The 21,105-nt window shown below is 73.5% G+C and carries 8 protein-coding genes; 1 reads left to right on the forward strand and 7 read right to left on the reverse strand.

Annotation, left to right across the window (positions count from 1 at the left end; genetic code table 11):
- Window positions 1–31 precede the first annotated feature (31 nt).
- The 6 genes from ACIQWA_RS03635 to ACIQWA_RS03660 all read right to left on the reverse strand — a co-directional run bounded on the left by ACIQWA_RS03635 (window position 32) and on the right by ACIQWA_RS03660 (window position 16,600).
- Window positions 32–1,087 carry a zinc-binding dehydrogenase gene (locus tag ACIQWA_RS03635; RefSeq protein WP_402477889.1) on the reverse strand — a complete coding sequence of 352 codons (1,056 nt, stop codon included), beginning with the start codon at window positions 1,085–1,087 and terminating at the stop codon, window positions 32–34.
- Between the two features lie 56 nt (window positions 1,088–1,143).
- Window positions 1,144–2,808, reverse strand: coding sequence for an NAD(P)/FAD-dependent oxidoreductase (locus tag ACIQWA_RS03640; RefSeq protein WP_360235611.1), 1,665 nt, complete (start codon window positions 2,806–2,808; stop codon window positions 1,144–1,146).
- A gap of 14 nt (window positions 2,809–2,822) precedes the next feature.
- Window positions 2,823–4,514: a phytoene desaturase family protein gene (locus ACIQWA_RS03645; protein ID WP_402477611.1), complete on the reverse strand. Its 1,692-nt coding sequence runs from the start codon at window positions 4,512–4,514 to the stop codon at window positions 2,823–2,825.
- Window positions 4,504–13,755, reverse strand: a complete 9,252-nt coding sequence (locus ACIQWA_RS03650; protein WP_402477614.1) for an amino acid adenylation domain-containing protein — start codon at window positions 13,753–13,755, stop codon at window positions 4,504–4,506. Before ACIQWA_RS03650 ends, ACIQWA_RS03645 begins: the two co-directional genes overlap by 11 nt.
- A gap of 235 nt (window positions 13,756–13,990) precedes the next feature.
- Window positions 13,991–14,863: a sterol desaturase family protein gene (locus tag ACIQWA_RS03655; RefSeq protein WP_402477891.1), complete on the reverse strand. Its 873-nt coding sequence runs from the start codon at window positions 14,861–14,863 to the stop codon at window positions 13,991–13,993.
- Between the two features lie 264 nt (window positions 14,864–15,127).
- Window positions 15,128–16,600, reverse strand: coding sequence for a helix-turn-helix domain-containing protein (locus ACIQWA_RS03660; protein WP_402477617.1), 1,473 nt, complete (start codon window positions 16,598–16,600; stop codon window positions 15,128–15,130).
- Window positions 16,601–16,931: 331 nt separating this feature from the next.
- On the opposite strand from ACIQWA_RS03660, the gene ACIQWA_RS03665 reads away from it, so the two are divergent.
- Window positions 16,932–20,135: a M28 family peptidase gene (locus ACIQWA_RS03665; protein WP_402477620.1), complete on the forward strand. Its 3,204-nt coding sequence runs from the start codon at window positions 16,932–16,934 to the stop codon at window positions 20,133–20,135.
- A 95-nt stretch (window positions 20,136–20,230) separates the two neighbouring features.
- On the opposite strand, the gene ACIQWA_RS03670 is transcribed toward ACIQWA_RS03665, so the two are convergent.
- Complete coding sequence (locus tag ACIQWA_RS03670; protein ID WP_402477623.1) at window positions 20,231–21,100, reverse strand: hypothetical protein; 870 nt, start codon at window positions 21,098–21,100, stop codon at window positions 20,231–20,233.
- Window positions 21,101–21,105 lie beyond the last annotated feature (5 nt).

Consider the following 21,105-nt stretch of genomic DNA (forward strand, 5'->3'; position numbering starts at 1 on the left):
CCGCCAGGCCGAGGGGCCCTTCCGGTCCCGCTCACAGCTCGACCAGCACCTTCCCCCGGCTCGCCGACCGGTCGACGTACAGGCTGCGGTAGGCGGCCGGGATGCTGTCGAAGCCCTGGTGGACGGTCTGCTGGTAGCGCAGTTCCCCGCGGCGCACCAGGGCGCCGAGGTCCCGGCGCAGCGCGGCCCAGTTCTCCTCGGTGAACCACTCCAGCGCGAAGATGCCACGGATCACGGTGCGCGGGAACATGATCATCGGCAGCAGCCGGGGGCCCGTCCAGGCGCCGCCGACCTGGCTGCCCCACTGCCAGCAGACCGCGACCCGGCTGTCCACCGAGAGCATCCCGAACACCGTGTCGGTGAGCGTGCCGCCCAGGCTGTCGAAGTAGCGGTCGATGCCGTCCGGGGCGAGTTCGGCCAGTTCCTTGGCCAGCCGCTCCGGGTCGTCCCCGTCGCGGTACTCCAGCACCGCCTCGAAGCCCAGCTCCCGCAGCCGGGCGGCCTTCGCCGGGGTCGCGGTGGTGCCGATCACCCGGGCGCCGCGCTGCCGGGCGAGCTGGCCGACCACCGAGCCGACGGCGCCGCTGGCCCCGCTGACCAGCACCGTCAGCCCGGGGCGTACGTCCAGGAACTTCTCCACCGTCCCCCAGGCGGTCATCCCGGGGCCGCCGAGCAGGCCCAGCGCGGTGGTGACCGGCAGCTGCTCGTCGTAGTCGGCGAGGTCCAGCCGACGGAAGGCCGGGAAGACCATCGGGAAGGTGCCGGTCTGCCAGAGCCAGGACGCGCCGTTGCCGATCACGTGGCTGCGCCAGCCGCCGAAGCCCTGCACCAGGTCCCCGACGGCGAACCGCGCGGCGGGGCCGGCCTGCACCACCTCCATGATCGAGTCGGCGCCCATGTGGTCGCCGACCGGGGTGTCCAGCGCGATGCCCTGGAGGTACGGGTCGACCGACACCCAGCGGGTACGCAGCAGCATCTCGTCCTCGGCGAGCCGGACGTCCACCTCCTCGACGACCTTCTCGTACATCCGCTCCACGTCCGGCACCCCGTCCACATGGGCCCGGACGACCCACTTCTCGATCCGCACCTTCCCGGCGGTCGTCACGGCCTCTGCGGTCCCGGCGTACTCGTTCACGGTCTGGCTCACGAAGTGACTCCAAAGTGCCGGTCGTCGGGGCCGACCGGGTCGGTGATCAGGATGGGTGGCGGAGCGTGGTCGTCCACCTCGGCGGTGAACGGCCGGCCGTCGTCGCGGCAGATGAACTGGACGACGTGCCGGCCGGCGGCGGCCGCGCGGATCAGCCCGCCGGTGGTCGCCCAGACGCCGGAGAGGTAGAAGTTGGCCAGGCCCGGCAGCCCGGGGCCGTTGCGCTTGATCTCCTCCTCCAGGGTCTCCCCGCCCTCCACGAAGGGCTGCCAGCCGAGCACCGTGCCGTCGTAGTTGCCGGTGTAGCGGACCTGGGTGAGCGGGGTGGAGACGTCCTTGACGGCCACCGCCTCCCGCAGCCCGGGGTGGTGGCCGTCCAGGAACTCGATGACGGCGTCCCGCACCCGGCGCTTCTCCCGCTGGTACTCCCGGCCCCGGCCGACCGGCAGGGTGTGCAGCTCCTCGCCGCGCCGCAGCCGGACGGCCTGCTCGGGGCCGGTGCTCAGAGCCCGCCACGGGGCGATGTCGCAGAAGTAACTGGCGTAGACGACGGTGGTCCCGGCGGGCGACAGCTCGGGGTAGTGCCGGCTGCGGAACTGGATGTTGATGCTGGGGTGCCGGATGCCGGTGAGCCGGGCCGCGAACTCCTCCTCCAGCAGGTAGGTGGTGCACGGGTCGCCGGCCGGAAACGGCGTGCGCAGGCCGAGGAAGACGGTGAGGTAGCCGGGGAAGACCATGCCCGGCTCGGTCAGCGTCTTGGTGTACAGCCGACGGTAGGTGTCGTTCAGGTACCGGCCCTTGAGCAGGTCCAGCATGGTGGTGCGCCCGTCGCAGGCGGCCACCACCACGTCCGCCCGCACCTCGCGCCCGTCGCTCAGCCGCACCCCGACGGCGGTGTCCCGCTCGACCAGGATCTCGGTGACCTTGGCGTTGTACGTGATCTCGCCGCCGAGCCGCCGGTAGCGCTGCTCGACCGAGCGCGCCAGCCCGAGCGAGCCGCCCTCCGGCACCCCGGCGGACTGCCCGGCGTGCGAGGCGAGTTGGAAGTACGTCGGCAGCACCGGGAAGTTGGGGTGCTTCTCGTACAGGACAAAGTTGAACGCCTCGCGCAGCAGCGGGCTGCGGAACCGCGCCGAGTAGTCGCTCATCAGCACCGAGATGGAGCGCCGGATCACGTTGAAGTACGGCAGGAAGGAGGCGAGCATCCGCCAGCGCTCCCACCGGCCCATCAGCCCGACCGGCTTGAGGAAGGGGTAACGGGTCAGCGCCACCCGGAACTTGCGCAGGCCGGCGCAGAACTGCCGGATCTGCCGGGCGTCCTCGGGAGCGAGGTCCAGCAGGTGGGCCTCCAGCCGGTCCGGGTCGGAGTAGAAGCGCACCGCCCGGCCGTCCCTGGTGCGCACCACGTTGAACACGTCGAAGTTGCGCATCCGCTTGCCCTGGAGGGCGCCGAGCTCGAGCCAGATCCGGTGCATCTCGTTGCCCGGGCCGCTGCCCAGCAGCCAGCTGACGCAGCAGTCGAAGGTGAACTCGCCGCGGTCCCAGGCGGTGCAGCAGCCGCCGGGCAGTTCGTGCATCTCCAGGACCTGGCTGCGGTAGCCGTTCATCTGCGCGTAGCAGCCGGTGGACAGGCCGCCGAGGCCGCCGCCGATGATGACCATGCTCTGCCTGCCGCTCATTCGTCCGCCTCCCGGTCCGGTGCTCCGACGGTGGCCCGGTCGAGTTGCGGCAGCCTGCCCCACTTGCCCGGGTGCCAGGGTTCGCGGTCGTCGCTGGGCCAGGCCCGGAACGGCCGGCCGAACTCCCGGCACAGGTACTGGGCGGCGTACCGGCCGCTGGTGGCGGCCCGGATCAGGCCGCCGAGCGAGGCCCACTGACCGGCCATGGAGAATCCGGCCAGGCCGGGCAGGCGCATCCGGTCCCGGTTGACCAGGCGGTTGGCCGCGTCCTCGGCCTCGGAGAAGGCCTGCCAGGCGAGGATGGAGCCGCCGGTGTTGCCGGTGAACCGCTCGGTGGTCACCGGCGAGGCGACGTCGACCAGTTCGATCCGGGCGCCGAGCCCGGGGTGGACGCGGTCCAGGAACTCCCGGACGAACGCGGCGACTTCCTGCTTGCGCGCCCGGTAGGCCCGGCGGTCGCGGATCCGCAGCTCCTTCCAGGACCGGTAGTCGCTGAAGTAGGTGCAGTGCAGCACGGACTTGCCGGGCGGCGCGAAGCCCTCCGCGTAGTTCGAGCGCAGCTGCACCACCAGGCTCCGCTGGAGCGAACCGGGCAGCCGGGCGGCGTCCGCCGGGCTCAACAGGTAGGTGGTGCAGTGCGGTTCGCCCTCGGGCAGCGGCCCGTCCAGCCCGACGAAGGCGGAGACCACCGCCGGGTAGAGGTTGCCGGGCTTCTCCAGCAGCTCGCCGTACAGCCGGTCGGTGACGGGGCTGGAGTAGCGGCCGCGCAGCAGCCGGTCGAGCACCGTCGGTCCGTCGCAGGCGGCCACCACGTGGTCGGCGAAGTACCGGGTGCCGTCCCGCAGTTCGACGCCGACGGCGCGGTCGTCCTCGATCAGGATCCGGTCCACCCGGCAGCGGTAGTCGATCATCCCGCCGAGCCGGGTGTACCGCTGCTCCACCGAGCGGGCCAGCCCGAGTGAACCGCCCTGCGGGAAGCCCGCGTTGCCGGTGTGGGCGGCCGCCAGGGTGTAGAGGTAGGGCAGCAGCGGGAAGCCGGCCGGCTCCTGGAGGAACATGGTGGGGAAGGCCCGGCGCAGCAGGGGGTCCTGGAAGCGCTCGGCGAACCGGCTCATCGGGGTGGCCGCGGTGCGCCAGAACAGCCGGAAGGCGGGCAGCACGGTGCGCAGGGTGCGCAGCCGTTCGGCGGTGCTGCGCAGCGGCGGCGGGGTGAGGTCCCAGGGCAGGTCGAGGGCGACGAAGCGGCGCAGGTCGCGGCAGAAGGCCCGGATCGGCGCGGCGTCGCCGGGGGCGAGGGCCAGCAGGTGGGCCTCCAGGCGGTCCGGGTCGGTGTGGAAGGTGACGGCCCGGCCGTGCTCGTCGACGACCCGGTTGAAGGTGTCGAAGTGGGTCACCGACTTGCCGTCCAGGGCGCCGAGTTCACGCCAGACCTGGTGGGCGCCGGTGCCTTCGGCGGTGCCGATCAGCCAGTCGATGCAGTAGTCGAAGAGGTAGCCCTGCCGGGACCACGCGGTGCAGCAGCCGCCGGGCAGCACGTGCTTCTCCAGGATCCGGGTCTCCAGCCCGCTCATCTGCGCGTAGCAGCCGGTGGCGAGGCCGGCCAGGCCGGCCCCGATCACGATCACCCGGGGCGGGCCGGCGGCGGTGCGCTCCCGGCGGGGCCAGTCCGGCCCGCGGTCAGCGGCCATCGGCGGTGCCTCCGGCCAGGACGGCGGCGGCCAGTTCGGCGTTGCGGGCGGCGAACTCGCCGTCCAGCATCTCGGCGTGGCTGCCGTGGCCGACGTGCACGGCGGTTCCGGTGATGGAGGCGCCGTGCCAGGAGCCGGGTTCGCCGCCCGTGTGGACGGACAGCCGGTCGCGCTCGCAGACCACGTCCAGCCGGGCCCGGACGCTGCCGCTGTTGGGGGTCCGGCTGCAGAACTCCAGGTAGTCCCTGGCCTGTTGCAGGGTCTCCTGGGCGACGATCCGGGAGCCGGTGTGGCGGTGCAGGTGGTCCCGGAGCTCCCGCTCGAAGACGGCCACGTGCTCCTCGCCCAGGTCGAAGGCGTCCAGGACCCGGTAGGCGTCCACCAGCAGCACCGATTCGACGCTGCTCCCGCGCCGTTCCAGCTCCTTGGCCACCTCGAAGGCGAGGTTGCCGCCGAGCGAGTAGCCGAGCAGCCGGTACGGACCGGCCGGGTGCAGTTCCTCGACCAGGTCGGCGTAGCGCTCGGTCTTGTCGTCGCCGGTCAGGTAGTTGAAGGCGGCGATCCGGTGGCCGGGCAGGGCCGCGGCGAGCTGCCGGTAGACCAGTCCGTGGCCGCCCGCGGGCGGGAAGCAGAAGACCGTACGGCCTTCGGGCGCTTCGGCGTTGAACCACAGGTGGGGCTGGCCGCCGGCCACCTCGCCGGTGATGATCTGCTCGACGGTGCGGGCCATGCCGTGCAGGGTGGTGACCTTGAACAGCAGGCCGACCGGGATGCTGATGTTGAACTCGGTCTGCAGGTGGTGGATCAGCTCGATCAGCCGGATGGAGCTGCCGCCGAGCTCGAAGAAGTCGTGCTGGAGTCCGACTTCGGGCACCCCGAGCAGCTGCTGCCAGTGCGCGGCGACCCGCTGCTCGTAGAGGGTGACGGGCGGTTCGTGGCGCGCGCCGCCGGTGTCGGCGGCGGGCTCGGGCAGGGCGGCGAGGTCGACCTTGCCGTTCGGGGTGAGCGGCAGGGCGGGCAGTTCGGTGAGGTAGGAGGGGATCATCACGGTGGGCAGGTGTTCGGCGAGGTGGCGGCGCAGTTCGCGGCGGTCGAGCGTGACGCCCTCGGCGGGCACCAGGTAGGCGGCCAGGGCCGCTTCGCCCGCGCCGTCCTGGCGGACCGTCACACAGGCCTCGGCGACCTCGGGCCGGGCGGTGAGGTGGGCCTCGATCTCGCCCGGCTCGATCCGGTGGCCGCGCACCTTGACCTGGTTGTCGATCCGGCCGAGCAGGTGGGCGGTGCCGGCGGTGTCCCAGCGGCCGAGGTCGCCGGTGCGGTAGAGCCGCCGGGGCGTGCCGTCCAGGTCCAGCACCCGGAACCGCTGGTCGGTCTGGACCGGGTCGTTCGGGTAGCCGACCGCGACGCCCGCGCCGCCGATCCACAGTTCGCCGGGCACCCCGGCGGGGACGGGCTCGCCGTAGCGGTCCAGGACGTACAGCGCGCTGTTCGGGAAGGGCCGCCCGATCGGGACCATCCGGCCCGGTTCCAGCTCCTCGGCGTCCCCCTCGTAGTAGCTGCTGTCCACGGTGGCCTCGGTCAGGCCGTAGGAGTTGACCAGCCGGGTGGCCGGGCCGCACAGCGCGCGCAGCCGGTGGTGTTCGGCGGCCTTCCAGGAGTCGGAGCCGACCACCAGCAGCCGCAGGAAGTCCAGTCGCAGGCCTTCGCGTTCGCAGTGGGCCAGCAGGGCGCGGGCCACCGCGGGCACGAACTCGCCGCAGTCCACGGCCTCTTCGCGCATCACCCGGTACAGCCGGGCGGTGTCGAAGAGCAGTTCGCGGTCGACCAGGACGAGGGTGCCGCCGGTGCCGAGGGCCCGGGCGAGGTCGCCGGTGAACACGTCGAAGGCGGTGCCGGCCATCTGGAGGTGCACCCGGGCCTCGGTGTCCAGGCGGTACTCGGCCCGCCAGCCCGCCGTGGCGGCGGCCAGCTGCCGGTGCTGGACCAGGACGCCCTTGGGCCGCCCGGTGGAGCCGGAGGTGTGGATCAGGTACGCGGGCCGGTCCGGGTCGGCGGCGGGCAGCGGCCCGGCAGCGGCGGCGGGCCGGTCCAGGTCGGCCGGGGTGACCGGCCGGGCGGGCAGGTCGGCGGCGGCCCGGTACCGCTCGTCGACCACGACCAGGGCCGCTCCGGCGTCGGCCAGCTGGTGCGCCAGCCGGTCCGCCGGGTGCCCGGGGTCGAGCGGCAGGTAAGCGGCGCCGGCCCGCCAGACCGCCAGCAGGGTGGTGACCAGCTCGGGCGACTTGTCCAGACAGACCGCGACCACCGAGCCCTCCCCGGCGCCGAGTTCGCGCAGCCTGGCGGCGGCGCGCTGGGAGCGCCGGTCCAGTTCGCCGTAGCTCAGCCGCCGGACGGCGTCCCGGCCCGGGGCGACCACCGCGACGGCCTCCGGGTGCTCGGCGGCGGCCTTGGCGATCAGCTCGGGCAGCGGCACGTCGTGGTCGATCCGCCGGGCGGCGCCGCTGAACTCCTCAAGCACGAGCCGCCGTTCGGCCGCGTCCAGCATCCGCAGCCGGCCGACCGGCTCGCCCTCCGGGGCCCGGGTCATGGCGTCCAGCAGGTTGCGGTAGTGGGCGGCGAGGCGCTGCACCGTACCGGGCTCGAAGAGGTCGGAGTTGTACTTGAGGACGCAGTGGAAGCAGCCGTCCGCGCGGTCCTCGTAGGCGGACAGGGTCAGGTCGAACTGCCCTTCCTCCTCGGGGAGTTCGATGTACTCCAGGCGGAAGCCGAAGCGCTCCACGGCGACCTTGTGGGTGAGCAGGATGAACATCGCCTGGAACACCGCGGAGCGGCTCGGATCGTGCTGGAGGCCCAACTGCTCCACCAGCAGCGGGAAGGGGTACTCCTGGTTGTCCAGCCCGCCGAGCACGCTCTCCCGCACCCGGGCCAGCAGTTCGGTGACGGTCGGCTCCCCGGCCAGGCTCACGCGCAGCGGCAGCGGGTTGACGAAGTACCCGTAGACGGCGGCGAACTCCTCCTGGGTGCGGCCGGTGACGGGGCTGCCGACCACGATGTCCGGCTGCCCGGACCACCGGTGCAGCAGCAGGTAGTAGGCGCCGAGCAGCACCATGAACGGGGTGGCGCCGTGCGCCCGGGCCAACTCGTGCACCCGGCCGGTCAGTTCCTCGTCGATCCGGAAGAACTCGGAGGCCCCGTTGTGGGTCTGCACGGCCGGGCGCGGCTTGTCGGTGGGCAGCGCCAGCACCGGCATCTCGGCGGGCAGGTGGCCGCGCCAGTAGTCGAGCATCCGCTGCGCCTGCGGCCCGGCCAGGAACCGGTTCTGGTGGTTGAGGAAGTCCAGGTAGCGGGCGGCCACCGGGGGCAGTTCGGGGGTGCGGCCGCTGCGCAGCGCCTGGTAGACCTCGAACAGCTCCTCGATGAAGGTGAAGGTCGAGATGGCGTCCGAGACGATGTGGTGGACGGCCTTCATCAGCACCCAGCGGTCCGGTCCGCGTCGGAACAGCCGCAGCCGCACCAGCGGATCCTCGGCCAGGTCGTACGGCCGCCGGTACTCCCGGACGATCAGCGCGTGGATCTCCTCCCAGGGGCGGCCCTCGACGTCGAACAGCGCGGTGTCGGCGACGACTTCGCTGCGGATCCGCTGGACGGGACGGCCCTGCTCGGCGGTGAAGGCGGCGCGCAGTCCGGGGTGCCGGGCGACCAGGAAGGCGAAGGCGGTGAACATCAGCTCCGGGTCGAGTTCGGCGCGCACCTCGACCGCGCCGCCGATGTTGTACGCGAAGCCGTCCGGGTGGAGCTGGCGCAGGAACCACAGGGCCTGCTGGTTGTGGGTGAGCGGGTAGCGGGCCTCGTCGGTGTGGAGTTCGACCTCGGCGTGCTCCGGGCCGCCCTCGGCGGCGAGCTGTTCGGCCAGGCCGGCGGTGAGCAGCTCGACCAGGTCGGCCACGCTGCCGTTGCTGAGCAGCGCCACCACCGGCAGGGCGACGCCGAGTTCGGCGTGCACCCGGGCGCGCAGCTCCATGGCGAGCAGCGAGTCCAGGCCGTGGGCGCCGAGTCGGGTGTCGGGGGTGATCCGCTCGGCGGCGGTGCGCAGCACGGCGGCGGCGGCCGCGGTGAACCGGTCGGCGACCAGCTGTCGGCGGGTCCGCGGGTCGGCGGCGCGGTAGCCGTCCAGGAAGCCGCCGGTCTCGGCCGGGGCCTGTTCGGCGGCCCCGGCCGCGAGCTCGGCGACCAGGGCCGGCGGGGCGGGGTACCAGGCGAGGAAGGTGGGCCAGTCGACGACGGTGGCGACCAGCAGCTGGGCGTGGTCCTGTCCGAGGACGCGCTCCAGGACGGCGGTGCCGGCCTCCGGGGGCAGCGAGCTCATGCCGCGGGCGTCACGGTAGTGGGCGACCAGGCCGAGTTCCTCGATCATGCCGGTGGCCCAGGGCCCCCAGTCCAGGCTGAGCGCGGGCCGGCCCTGGGCCCGGCGGTGGTGGGCGAGGGCGTCCAGGAAGGCGTTTCCGGCCGCGTAGTTGGTCTGTCCGGCGGTGGTGAGCAGCGAGGCGACGGAGGCGAACAGCACGAAGTGGTCGAGCGGTTCGTCGGCGAGCAGCCGGTGCAGCAGCTGGGCGCCGGCCACCTTGGGGGCGTACCCGGCGTCGAAGGCGGGCCGGTCCATCTGTGCCAGCAGGGTGTCCCTGACCTGTCCGGCGAGGTGGAACACCCCGCGGATCGGCGGGAGTTGGCGGCGGCGGTGGTCAGCGAGCCAGGCCGCGAGGGCCGTCCCGTCGGTGACGTCCACCGCGGCGATCAGCGGTTCGGCGCCGAGCGCCTCCAGTTCGCGCAGGAAGGCGATCCGCTCCCCGGCGGGCGTCGTGGGGTCGACGGCGTGCCAGTCGGCGCGTGGCGGCAGGGCGGTGCGGCCGACCAGGACCAGCCGCCGGGCGCCGCGCCGCACCAGGGTGCGGCAGAGCAGCCGGCCGAGCGCGCCGAACGCGCCGGTGACCAGGTAGCAGCCGTCCGGGCGCAGCACCGGCGGCAGCGGCCGGGTGAGGCCCTCGGCGGGGCGCAGCCGGCTGGTGAGTCGGCGCCCGGCCCGCAGGGCGAGTTCCTGTTCGGCGTCGGCCGGGCGGTCGGCGGCGAGTTCGGCGAGCAGGTCCGCGGCCTGGTCGGCGGCCGGCCGGGCCGGGTCCAGGTCGATCAGGCTGCCGCGCTGGGCGACGAGTTCCTGCTGCCAGAGCACCCGGCCGATGCCCCAGGCGGGGGCGCCGAGCGGTTCGACCAGGTCCTGCGGGCCGGTGGCCTGGGTGCCGCGGGTGACGATGTGCAGCCGGCTGTCGGGGCGGGCGGTGGACAGCGCCCGGGCGAGGGTGACCAGCGAGTAGGCGCCGTGGGTGGCGAGCCGGTCGAGCTGCCCGGGGTCGAGGTCGTCGAGGGTGGGCAGGTCGAGGTTCCACAGGTGGACGACGGTCCGGTGGGCCGGGTCCAGTTCGGCGAACAGCCGCTCGAGGTCCTCGGTGGAGTCGGGCCGTACGGTGGTCCCGCCGTCCCCGGTGGCGTACGAGCTGCCGGGCCGGACGAGGTGGCAGCGGGCGCCGCGCCCGACGGCCAGGGCAGCCAGCCGTTCGGCGAGGCCGCCCGCGTCGGCGAACAGCAGCAGGTCACCGGTGGGGGCGTCCTGCGGCGCGGCCGGGGCGTCCTGCCAGGCGAGTTCGGTGAGCCAGCCGTCGATGGTGGCCAGGCCGACCGAGGCGGCCGCCCGGGCGACATCGGCGACCTTGAAGCCGGTGATCCGGCCGAGCGGGGTGCCGTCCTCGGCGTACAGGGCGAGGTCGCCGACGAGTTCCTCGGCGCTCTCCCGGGTGACGGTGGCGTGCGCCCAGATCGGGCGGTCGCCGATGGCGTCGAGCCGGACCTCCTCGATCGAGACGGGCAGCCGGACGCTGCCGTCCTCGGGGGCGTGCAGCCGGGTGGTGAGCAGGGTCTGGAAGCAGGCGTCGAGCAGCACCGGGTGGAGCTGGTGGTCGGCGGCGCCGGGGCCGAGCCGTTCGGTGGGGCGGATCCGGGCGAGCGCCTCGCCGGGCCCGGTCCAGACCTCGGCGACGGCGCGGAAGGCCGGCCCGTAGTCGTAGCCGCGCTCGGCCAGGCGCCGGTAGCAGTCCGGACCGTCGAGGTGCTGCCCTTGCCCGCGCAGCGCGTCGAGGTCGGCGGCGGGGCCGTAGGAGCGGCGCTGGCCGGTGCGGACCCGGCCGCTGGCGTGCACGGTGGGTTCGCCGTCGGCCGGGGTGGCGGCGATGGTGAAGCGGGCGTCCTCGGGGGCGTAGCCGAGTTGGACGGGGACGGGTTCGGTGTCGGAGAGGAACAGCGCCCGGTGCAGTTCGACCTCGGCCAGGACGACCTGGCTGCCGCCGGTCAGCGCGCGGACGGCCTGGGCGGCCATCTCCAGGTACCCGGCGGCGGGGAAGACCGCCCGGCCCTCGATCCGGTGGTCGTCCAGGTAGGGCAGCCGCTCCGGGTCGAGCGCGGTGCTCCAGGTGGGTTGGGCGGCGGCGGTGCGGCGGCCGAGCAGCGGGTGGTCGAGCTGCCCGAGCCGGACCTGCTCGACCGGCTTGGGCTCGGCCCAGTGGCGCTCGCGCCGCCACGGGTAGCCGGGCAGCGGCACCGGGCGCCCGGCCGGGTGCAGCGCGTCCCAGTTCAACTCGACGCCGAGGGTGTGGAGTTCGGCCAGGGTGCGGGCGATCCGCTCGGGTTCGTCCTGCTGCCGGCGGATCGACGGCAGGGTGTGCGCCTGCTCGGCGCACTCGCGGATCGCGTGGCCGAGCACCGGGTGCGGGCCGATCTCCAGGAACAGCCGGAGCCCGTCCTCGGCCATCCGCTCGACGGCGGCCCGGAAGCGCACCGGGTGGCGGACGTTCTCCCACCAGTACCCGGCGTCCAGTTCGGGCCCCCGGGCCAGGCCCTCGCGGGCGGTGAGGTGGAGCGGCAGCCGGGCGCGCTGCGGCTCGATCCCGGCAAGGGCGGCGGTCAGTTCGGCCCGGATCGGGTCCATCCGCACGCTGTGGTAGGGGACTTCGACGTCCAGCAGGCGGGCGAAGACGCCCTGCTGTTCGAGGTCCGCGGCCAGTTCGCGCAGTGCCTCGGTGTCCCCGGCGAGGGTCACCGCGGAGGGGCTGTTGACGGCGCCGAGCGAGACCAGGTCGCGGTAGGGGCGGATCCGCCGCTCCGCCTCGGCCTCCGGCAGGCCGACGGCGAGCATCGAGCCCGTCCCGGCCAGCCGCTGCTGGAGCGAGCTGCGGGCGAGCACCACCCGGACGGCGTCGGCCAGGTCGTAGACCCCGGCCTCGTGGAAGGCCGCGACCTCCCCGGTGCTGTGGCCCACCACCGCGTCGGGGTGCACGCCGTGGCTGTGCCAGAGCGCCGAGAGCCCCAGTTGGACGGCGAAGTTGGCGGGCTGGGCGAGCCAGGTCGCGGCCATCCGGGAGTCGGCCTCGTCCCGGCCGAGTTCCTCCAGCAGGGACCAGCCGGCCTGGGCGCGGATCTCGGCGTCCACCGCCCGGACGGCCTCCCGGTAGACCGGTTCGCTCTCGTACAGGCCCCGGCCCATCCCCCACCACTGCGGGCCCATGCCGGTGAACACCCAGGCCAGGCGCCGCTGTTCGCGCTCCCGGGCCAGGCCCCGGACGACCCGGGGGTGGGCCTCGCCGCGTTCGTGGGCGGCCAGCGCCTCGGCCAGGTCGGCGGGCCCGGTGTGCACCACGGCGAGCCGCTCGGGCAGGTGCTCGCGGCGGTGCGCCAGGGTGTGGCCGAGGTCCGCCGGGCAGGCTCCTGCGGCGAGCTCCTGCCGTACGGCGGCGGCGAGTTCGGGCAGTCCGGCGGCGTCCCGGGTGCTCAGTGGCAGCACCGTGACGGCCGGTCGCCGGGCGGGGGCGACCGGGGCGGGCGGCGGCGGTTCCTCCAGCAGGACGTGGGCGTTGGTGCCGCCGAAGCCGAAGGAGTTGACGCCCGCGCGGGCCGGCCCCTGGTGCTCGGGCCAGTCGACCGGGGCGGTCGGGATGTCGAAGGGCAGCGCGGACAGGTCGATGGCCGGGTTGGGCCGCTCCAGGTTGAGGTGCGGCGGGATCCGGCGGTGCCGCAGGGCGAGCGCGGTCTTGATCAGCCCGGCGACCCCGGCGGCGGCCTCGGTGTGCCCGATGTTGGTCTTCACCGAGCCGACGTAGCAGCGCTCCCCCTCGCGGCGGCCGATGCCGAGCACCCGGCCGAGCGCGGCCGCCTCGATCGGGTCGCCGACCGGGGTGGAGGTGCCGTGCGCCTCGACGTACTGGAGGCTGCCGGGCAGCACCCCGGCACCGGCGCAGACCCGTTCGATCAGGGCGGCCTGGGCGTCCGCGCTGGGGACGGTGATGCCGTTGGTGCGCCCGTCCTGGTTGACGCCGGTGCCGAGGATCACGGCGTGCACCGGGTCGCCGTCGCGCAGCGCGTCGGAGAGCCGCTTGAGCACCACCACGCCGACCCCCTCGGCCCGCACGTAGCCGTCGGCGGAGGCGTCGAAGGCGCGCGAGCGGCCGTCGGCGGAGAGGAAGCCGCCCTTGGTCTCGGCGATGGTGTACTGCGGCGCCATGTGCAGCAGGGCGCCGCCGGCCAGGGCGAGTTCGGTCTCACCGCGGAGCAGGCTCTGGCAGGCCAGGTGGACCGCGACCAGGGAGGAGCTGCACGCGGTGTCGATCGAGACGCTGGGGCCGCGGAAGTCGAAGCAGTGCGAGATCCGGTTGGACACCATCGTCATCATGGTGCCGGTGGCGGTGTGCGCGGCGATGGTGGTGAAGTCCAGGTCGGCGAACTGGAGGATCTTCCAGTCCAGGGTGAAGGCGCCCATGTAGACGCCGACGTCCCGCCCGGCCAGCGCACCGGGGCGCAGCCCGCCGTCCTCCAGCGCCTCCCAGCTCACCTCCAGGAGCTTGCGCTGCTGCGGGTCCATGTGGGCGGCCTCGCGGGGGCTGATCCCGAAGAAGGCTGGGTCGAAGGTGTCGAAGCCGTCGATGTAGCCGCCCCGGCCGCCGATCAGCCGCCCCGGCTTGGCGCGGTCCCGACTGCCCAGGGTGCCGGTGTCGTACCGGTCGGCGGGGGTGTCGGTGAGACAGTCCCGGCCCTCGATCAGGTTGCGCCAGTAGGTCCGGTGGTCGTTGGCGTGTCCCGGCAGGCGGCAGCCGATGCCGGTGATCGCGATCCGTTCGCAGGGCACGGCGAAGGGCGAGGTGGTCATGGTCCTATCCGAGGGTGGTGGCGGGGACGGCGCGGGCACGGGCAGGGGCGGCTGCCGGGGACCGGTCGGAACGGAACGGGTCGGCGAGTCGTCGGGCGGGGACTCGCCGAAGGGTGGAACTCGTGCGGCGGAACTCGTCGGAGGCGGAAATAACTCGTCGGGCAGGGACTCGTCGGGCGGGGACTCGTCGGGCGGGGACTCGTCGGGCCGGCCCGACGGTCCGGGCCGGTGGGTGTCAGACGGACTGCTCGGTGGTCTTCATCCGGCGCCAGGGGTGCAGCAGGGTGGCGCCGAGTTCTCCGGTGGTCGGGAACGCGGCCGGGTCGGTGAGGCCGACGGCTTCCGGGATCCGACCGGGCCGCCAGGTGAAGCTCCCGAACACGTGGTCCCACAGCGAGAGGTCGGAGGCGTAGTGGCCGGCTTCGGCGAGGTCGGTGCTGTGGTGCAGGCGGTGGAGTTCCGGGCCGGCCAGGACGTGGCCCAGCCAGCCGATCCGGACGTCGATGTTGGCGTGGACGAAATACCCCTGCGCCATCACGAATATTCCGACCACGAACACTGAATCCGCCGAGAATCCGATCATCGCCAGCAGAAGTTGGACCACGGACTGGGCGAACAGCACGTCCAGGAAGTGGTTGACGCCGTTGTTGGCGACGTTCACCTTGTCCGGCACGTGGTGCACGCCGTGCAGCCGCCAGAGCCAGCGGTTGCGGTGCGACCAGCGGTGCACCAGGTAGTCCCCGAGCGAGCCGATCAGCAGGGCGAGCGGGATCTCCAGCGCGAAGGGCAGCGCCGGACGGGCCGGCCCGAGCGCCACCACCAGGGCGGACACCAACCCCTGGGCCAGCCCGCCGCCCACCATGCTCAGCACGAAGTACACGCCGTACCACCGCAGTTCACGCCCGCTCGGATGCCAGTCGGTCCGGTACGGGATCACCCGTTCCAGCACCGCCAGGTAGCAGATGACGGCGATCAGCAGGAGCGGGGAGACCTGGTCGGGCGCCCAGTGGAAGCGCAGTGTCGCGACGGCAGTGCACAACACCCCCAGGAGCAGCAGCGGATGGGCGAGCCGGCGTGCGATGGCGGACAGCACGCTCCCCCTAGTTATTCGCGGACCAACGAACGGAAACGTCAGAGACTCTAGCGGGAGACGCTGACGGGGTCAGTCATTCGACGTGTTAACGCCATGAATAACCCGATCGGCGGAAGATCTGCGCACGAAATTGACAAATCGAGGGCGTGAACGGGGCGCAATCGGGGGCGGTGCGGAATAGGCCGGAGTACAGCGCGCGCGATACCCGTACGGTCCGCCGCCCACGCCCCCTCCGGCGCTCGGCGGGGGGTGGAGGGGGATGGAGGGGCCGTCGGGGGCTCAGGACCCGGCCAGCTCCGCCAACCGGTCGGCGGCCCGCGGCCCGTACCGCGCGAGGCGCTCGCGCAGCCCGCGCAGCTCGTGCCCGACCAGCGCGGGCAGCGCGGCCACCGGCACCGACTCCAGGGCGGGCGCCAGCAGGTCCACGGCCGTCCGCGGATCGTGGGCGCAGGCGTGGCAGTCGGCCGCCCGGACGGTGAACAGCAGCCGGCTGGACGGCAGCTGGGTCGGACCGAGCAGGCCGAGCGCGGTCTCGGTGGCCGCCAGCGCCCGCCGGGCCAGCCGGGGATCGTCCACCGCGGCGGCGAGGTCGCGCAGCGCGGCGGCCGCGGCGGACTCCACCCGCAGCCGCATCGAGGCGATGGACAGCCACGGCACGTCCGCCTCGTCCCGGGCGTCGATGTGCTCCAGGTCCGCCCGGGCCAGCGCGATCTCGCGGACGGTGCCGCGCACGTCCCCGGTCAGGGCCCGGGCCCGGGCCCGGCTGATCCGGCCCATCGCCCCGGCCCAGGGCCGCTCCGGGGCGACCCGGTCGATCTCCCGGGCGTAGCCGAGCGCCGCCACCGGGTCACCGTCCAGCCGGGCCAGGATGCTGAGGTCGCTGAGCGTGCCGACCTGGGTGGCCCGGTCCCCGGCCAGCCCGGCCCAGGTGAGCGCCCGGTCGAAGCAGGCCATGGCGGTGGCGTTGCGGCCGTCCTGCATCCGCAACGCCCCGGCGGCGTGGGCGTGTTCGGCGGCCAGTCGGGCCAGCGGGCGGCGCCGGGCGGCGGGCGCGACGGCCAGCCGGGCGAGCACCACGTGCAGGGTGCGTTCGACGGCGGCGACCAGCCCGGCCAGGGCGCCGGTCTCGGCGGCCCGCAGCTGGGCCGCGAGCAGCCCGGCCAGGGCGTGCGCGGTGGCGGCGTCCAGCGGCGGCGCGGTGGCCGGGTCGGCGGTACGGAACTCGTCGTACAGCAGGGCGAGTTCTTTCGGCGGTGGGACGGCACAGCCCTCGGCGTCGTGCAGCGGGCAGAGCAGTCCGTAGTCCGGCAGTCGGGCCGGGGCGAGCAGGACCGGGTCGAAGGGAACGGACCCGGGAGCGGACGCGGACCCGGGAACGGGCCCGCGAGCGGACCCGGGAACGGACGCGGGCCCGTCCGGCACCCCGCCGGGCAGCGGCGGCCGGAGCAGGCCGGGGGTGAAGGGGGCCGGCAGCGGCAGTCCGGCGGTCTCGGCGTGCAGGCAGGCTGCCACCAACTCACCACCAGCGCCCAGTAGTTCGTCGATCCGCTCGGCCATCCTGGGAGCGACCCGACGGGAACCGTGCTCGATCTTGCTGACCGCGGTGTGGTCGTAGCCGATGCCCGCGCCGAGCTGCGCCTGGGTCAGTCCGGCCCGGCGCCGCCAGTGCCGCAGCCGGGCGCCGAACTCCCGCCAGGCGCCCGCCTGCTGGACGTCCGGGGGCGAGGCCTGGGCCGAACGGTTCCGGTGCACGGCTGTCCTCCCCCTGTACGCCCCCGACACGGGGCCCTGGGACGAGTCCGACGAGGAGGACGGTACTCGATGGCTCCCCGTCCCGTACATGAGGTGGTCTCAACCACTGGCGGGAAAGCCCAGCTTGACGCGAAACGGCACCCGCACCTTGACGGAATTTGCCAACCCTATGCAGAGCCTGCACCAGCCATTGACCCGGGCATGACGCCATGTGAGTGTTCGGGCACCCGAGCGCGGACGGCCCGCACGGCCGTCCCCCAAGAAGCGGCCCGCGGTGCGCCACCAGCCCCTTCCGTCCGCGGTCGAGGACCCCCACTCGCGAGGAGCGTCGATGCAACGCAGAGTTTCCCCAGGGCGGTTGCTCACCACGGCGACCACCCTGACCGTACTGGCCGGCCTGATCGGCGCCACCGCCGGGACGGCCACCGCCGCGCCCACCCCCTCCCCCGCACCACCCAGCGCCCTGGCCGCCGCCGTGAACGCCGCCGACGCGGCCGCCGCGGCCGGCACCGACGCACTGGCCAAGGGACCGGGCGAGACCTACGAGCGCAAGGCCGTCACCCCCTGGCTGAACGGCCTCTACTCCGTCTCCTACGAACGCAGTTACCGCGGTCTGCCCGTGGTCGGCGGCGACGCCGTGGTACTCGCCGACGGCAGGGGCACCGTGCGCGGCCTCCAGTCGGCCGCCACCGGGCCGGTCGGCGGCTCGATCACCCCGCAGATCAGCGCGGCCAACGCGGAGAAGACCGCGCGGACCAAGCTGCCCGTCGTCGACCAGGTCGAGTCCCGCCGCCTGGTCGTCCGGGTCAAGGACGGCGCCGGCCGGCTCGCCTGGGAGACCGTGCTCAAGGGCCGCACCGAGACCGCGCCCAGCCACCTGCACGTCTTCGTCGACGCCGCCACCGGCGAGGTCGTCGACAGCTACGACGACGTAGCGGCCGGCACCGTCAACAGCAAGTGGAACGGCCCCGGCCCGCTGACCATCAGCACCACCAGTTCCGGCGGCTCGTACGCCCTGCGCGACCCGAGCCGGCCCGGCCTGTCCTGCTCCGACAACGACACCGGCCAGGTGTTCACCAAGTCCTCCGACTCCTGGGGCAACGGCAACCCGTCCAGCCGGGAGACCGGCTGCGGCGACGCGATGTGGGCGGCCCAGAAGGAATGGGACATGCTCCGCGACTGGCTCGGCCGCAACGGCCACGACGGCAACGGCCGCAGCTGGCCGATCAAGATGGGCCTCAACGACGTCAACGCCTACTGGGACGGCAGCTCCGTCTCGATCGGCCACAACCAGGCCGGCGAGTGGATAGCCGCCCAGGACGTGGTCGGCCACGAGTTCGGCCACGGCATCGACCAGTACACCCCCGGCGGCGCCAACAACGAGAACGGCCTCGGCGAGGGCACCGGCGACATCTTCGGCGCGCTCACCAAGGAGTACAACAACGAGCCCGCGCCGTACGACTACCCCGACTACCAGGTCGGGCGCGTGATCAACCTGGTCGGCCAGGGCCCGATCCGCAGCCTGTACCAGCCCTCGCTGGTCAACAACGACCCGAACTGCTACTCCTCCTCGATCCCGAGCACCGAGGTGCACGCGGCCGCCGGACCGCTGAACCACTGGTTCTACCTGCTGTCCAACGGCTCCAACCCGGGCGGCGGCAAGCCCAACAGCCCGACCTGCAACAACTCCAGCGTCACCGGCATCGGCGTCAAGCAGGCCGGCCAGGTCTGGTACGGCGGCATGCTGCTCAAGACCAGCGGCATGACCTACAAGCGCTACCGCACCACCACCCTGACCGCGGCCAAGAACCTCGACCCGAGCTGCACCTTCTACAACCGCACCAAGGCCGCCTGGGACGCCGTCAGCGTGCCCGCGCAGAGCGGCGACCCGACCTGCACGCCGTCCGGCAACAACGACTTCTCGCTCGCGCTCGGCCCGGCCGCCGGCTCCGTCCAGCCCGGCTCGTCGACCACCGCGACGGTCTCCACCGCCGTCACCTCCGGCACCGCGCAGACCGTCAACCTGACCGCCACCGGCGCCCCGACCGGGGTCACCGCGACGCTCAGCCCCTCCTCCGTGCAGACCGGCGGCTCCGCGACGCTGACCCTGTCCGCCTCCTCCGGCGCCCCCGCCGGCACCTACGTGATCACCGTGACCGGCACCGCCGGCGCGGCCACCCACACCGCCCAGTACACCCTGACCGTCGGCGGCGGCACGCCCGGCGGGCCCGCCCCGGACATCGACGTGGCCAAGGTCCAGGCCGACCTGGCCCAGCTGAACACCATCGCCAACCAGAACGGCGGCAACCGCCGGGCGGGCAGCGCCGGCCACAGCCAGTCGGTGGCGTACATCAAGGGGAAGCTCCAGGCGGCCGGCTTCCAGGTCAGCGAGCAGACCTGCACCTCCTGCAGCTACCAGTCCAACAACCTGATCGCCGACTGGCCCGGCGGCCCGTCCGACCAGGTCACCATGCTCGGCGCCCACCTGGACAGCGTCTCGGCCGGCCCCGGCATCAACGACAACGGCTCCGGCTCCGCCGTCCTGCTGGAGAACGCCCTCGCGCTCGCCCAGCAGAACCCCACCCTCACCCGGCACCTCCGCTTCGCCTGGTGGACCGGTGAGGAGCAGGGCCTCCAGGGCTCCCAGTACTACGTCGGCCAGCTGGGCTCGACCCAGCGCTCCGCGATCAAGGCCTACTACAACTTCGACATGGTCGGCTCGCCCAACGCCGGCTACTTCATCAACAACCTCACCTCCGCGGCCTCCGCGCCGATGAAGGCCTACTGGGACTCGCTCAACCTCCAACCCGAGGAGAACGTCGAGGGCCAGGGCCGCTCCGACGACTACTCCTTCCAGCAGGCCGGCATCCCGACCTCCGGCTACGCGGCCGGCGCCAGTGCCGTCAAGACCTCCGCGCAGGCCGCCAAGTGGGGCGGCTCGGCCGGGCAGTCCTACGACTCCTGCTACCACCAGTCCTGCGACACCACCTCCAACGTCGACGCCACCGTGCTCAAGCGCAACGCCAACGGCGTGGCCTACACCATCTGGAAGACCTCGGTCGGCGGCACCACCCCGGCCAACGACTTCTCCGTCTCGGTGAACCCGGCCACCGCCACCGTCAAGCCCGGCGCCTCCGCCACGGCCACCGTCGCCACCGCCACCACCTCCGGCTCCGCCCAGACGGTCAACCTGACCGCCTCCGGCGCCCCGGCCGGCGTCACCGTCTCCTTCAACCCCTCCTCCGTCCAGTCCGGCGCCTCCGCCACCATGACCGTCGCCACCGCGGCGAACACGGCGGCCGGCACCTACAGCATCACCGTCACCGGAACCGGCTCCGCCACCCACACCACCAGCTTCACCCTGGTCGTCGGCAGCGGAACCCCCGACCCCGGCAACGCCTGGACCCCCGGCACCACCTACCAGGCCGGGGACGTCGTCACCTACAACGGCGTCAGCTACCGCTGCGTCCAGGGCCACACCGCCCAGGTCGGCTGGGAGCCGCCGATCGTGCCCGCCCTCTGGCAGGAGGTGTGACCCGCCCGGGCCGCGCCAACTGACCGCCCCTGAACCGCTGCGCCGCGATCCGTCGAGGGGGACGGACCGCGGCGCAGCCGTACGGCTCCGGTTCCTCACCCCGGATGGAAGGCCACCCGGACGCCGGAGTCGAGCGACAGGACCAGGACGTTGCCGGTATCCCAGGTCCAGTCGCGCGGGATCAGGAACATCCGGCTCCCGGACTGCGCCAGCAGCCGGAACCCGTGATAGCGGTGATGGAACCGCTGCCCCTGACCGGCGTCGGCCAACGGGGCCTCCCGCACCGCGGGCCAGGTCAGGTAGAGGGGTTCCGTGGTGTCCACGATCATCGCCGGACGCTCGTAGAGCTGCGAGCCCAGCCTGCGGGCGTCCTCGGTCCCCTTCGTGTGGGCGTAGCCGGTGGCCGCCCAGAAACAGCACAGGACGACGATCGCCACGATCACGGCGACGGCGGCGCGCTCACCGCGGAGCGGGTAGGGGCTTCCTGTGGTGCGCACGAAGAGCATCCGGGCCAGGAGGGCGAGGAGCAGGGCGCCGCCGATGAACAGCGGGGCGGCATCCGGACCCAGGTCCACCGCCTCGAATCCGGTGAGGAAGCCCAGGACCAGCAGCGGAACGACGGCCACCGCGAGCACCAGGCACACCCGGCGGACCCAGCCGGAGCCGCCCCGCCTGGTCGCGAGGTGGTAGACGAGCGCGACGAGCAGCATCCCGAACAGCAGGCCCCCGACCGGGACGAACAGCGCGGGGGAACCACGGACCAGGAAGTCCGGCGTCGAGAAGCCGAGCGTGGCGGCGTCCAGGCCGAAGTAGTGGTAGAAGGAGTCGGTGTAGGCGAAGCCGAGGAAGAAGAGCAGCGCGGTGACGAAGGTGGTCGGGGCGACGACCGAGGTCAGCACACCGACCCAGTTGAACCGGGTGTCGACCGGCGGCGCGGCATCGTGATCGGCGGACCCCTCCGGCACCGTGC

This window comes from Kitasatospora sp. NPDC098652, assembly GCF_044760155.1.
Taxonomy (GTDB): Bacteria; Actinomycetota; Actinomycetes; order Streptomycetales; family Streptomycetaceae; genus Kitasatospora.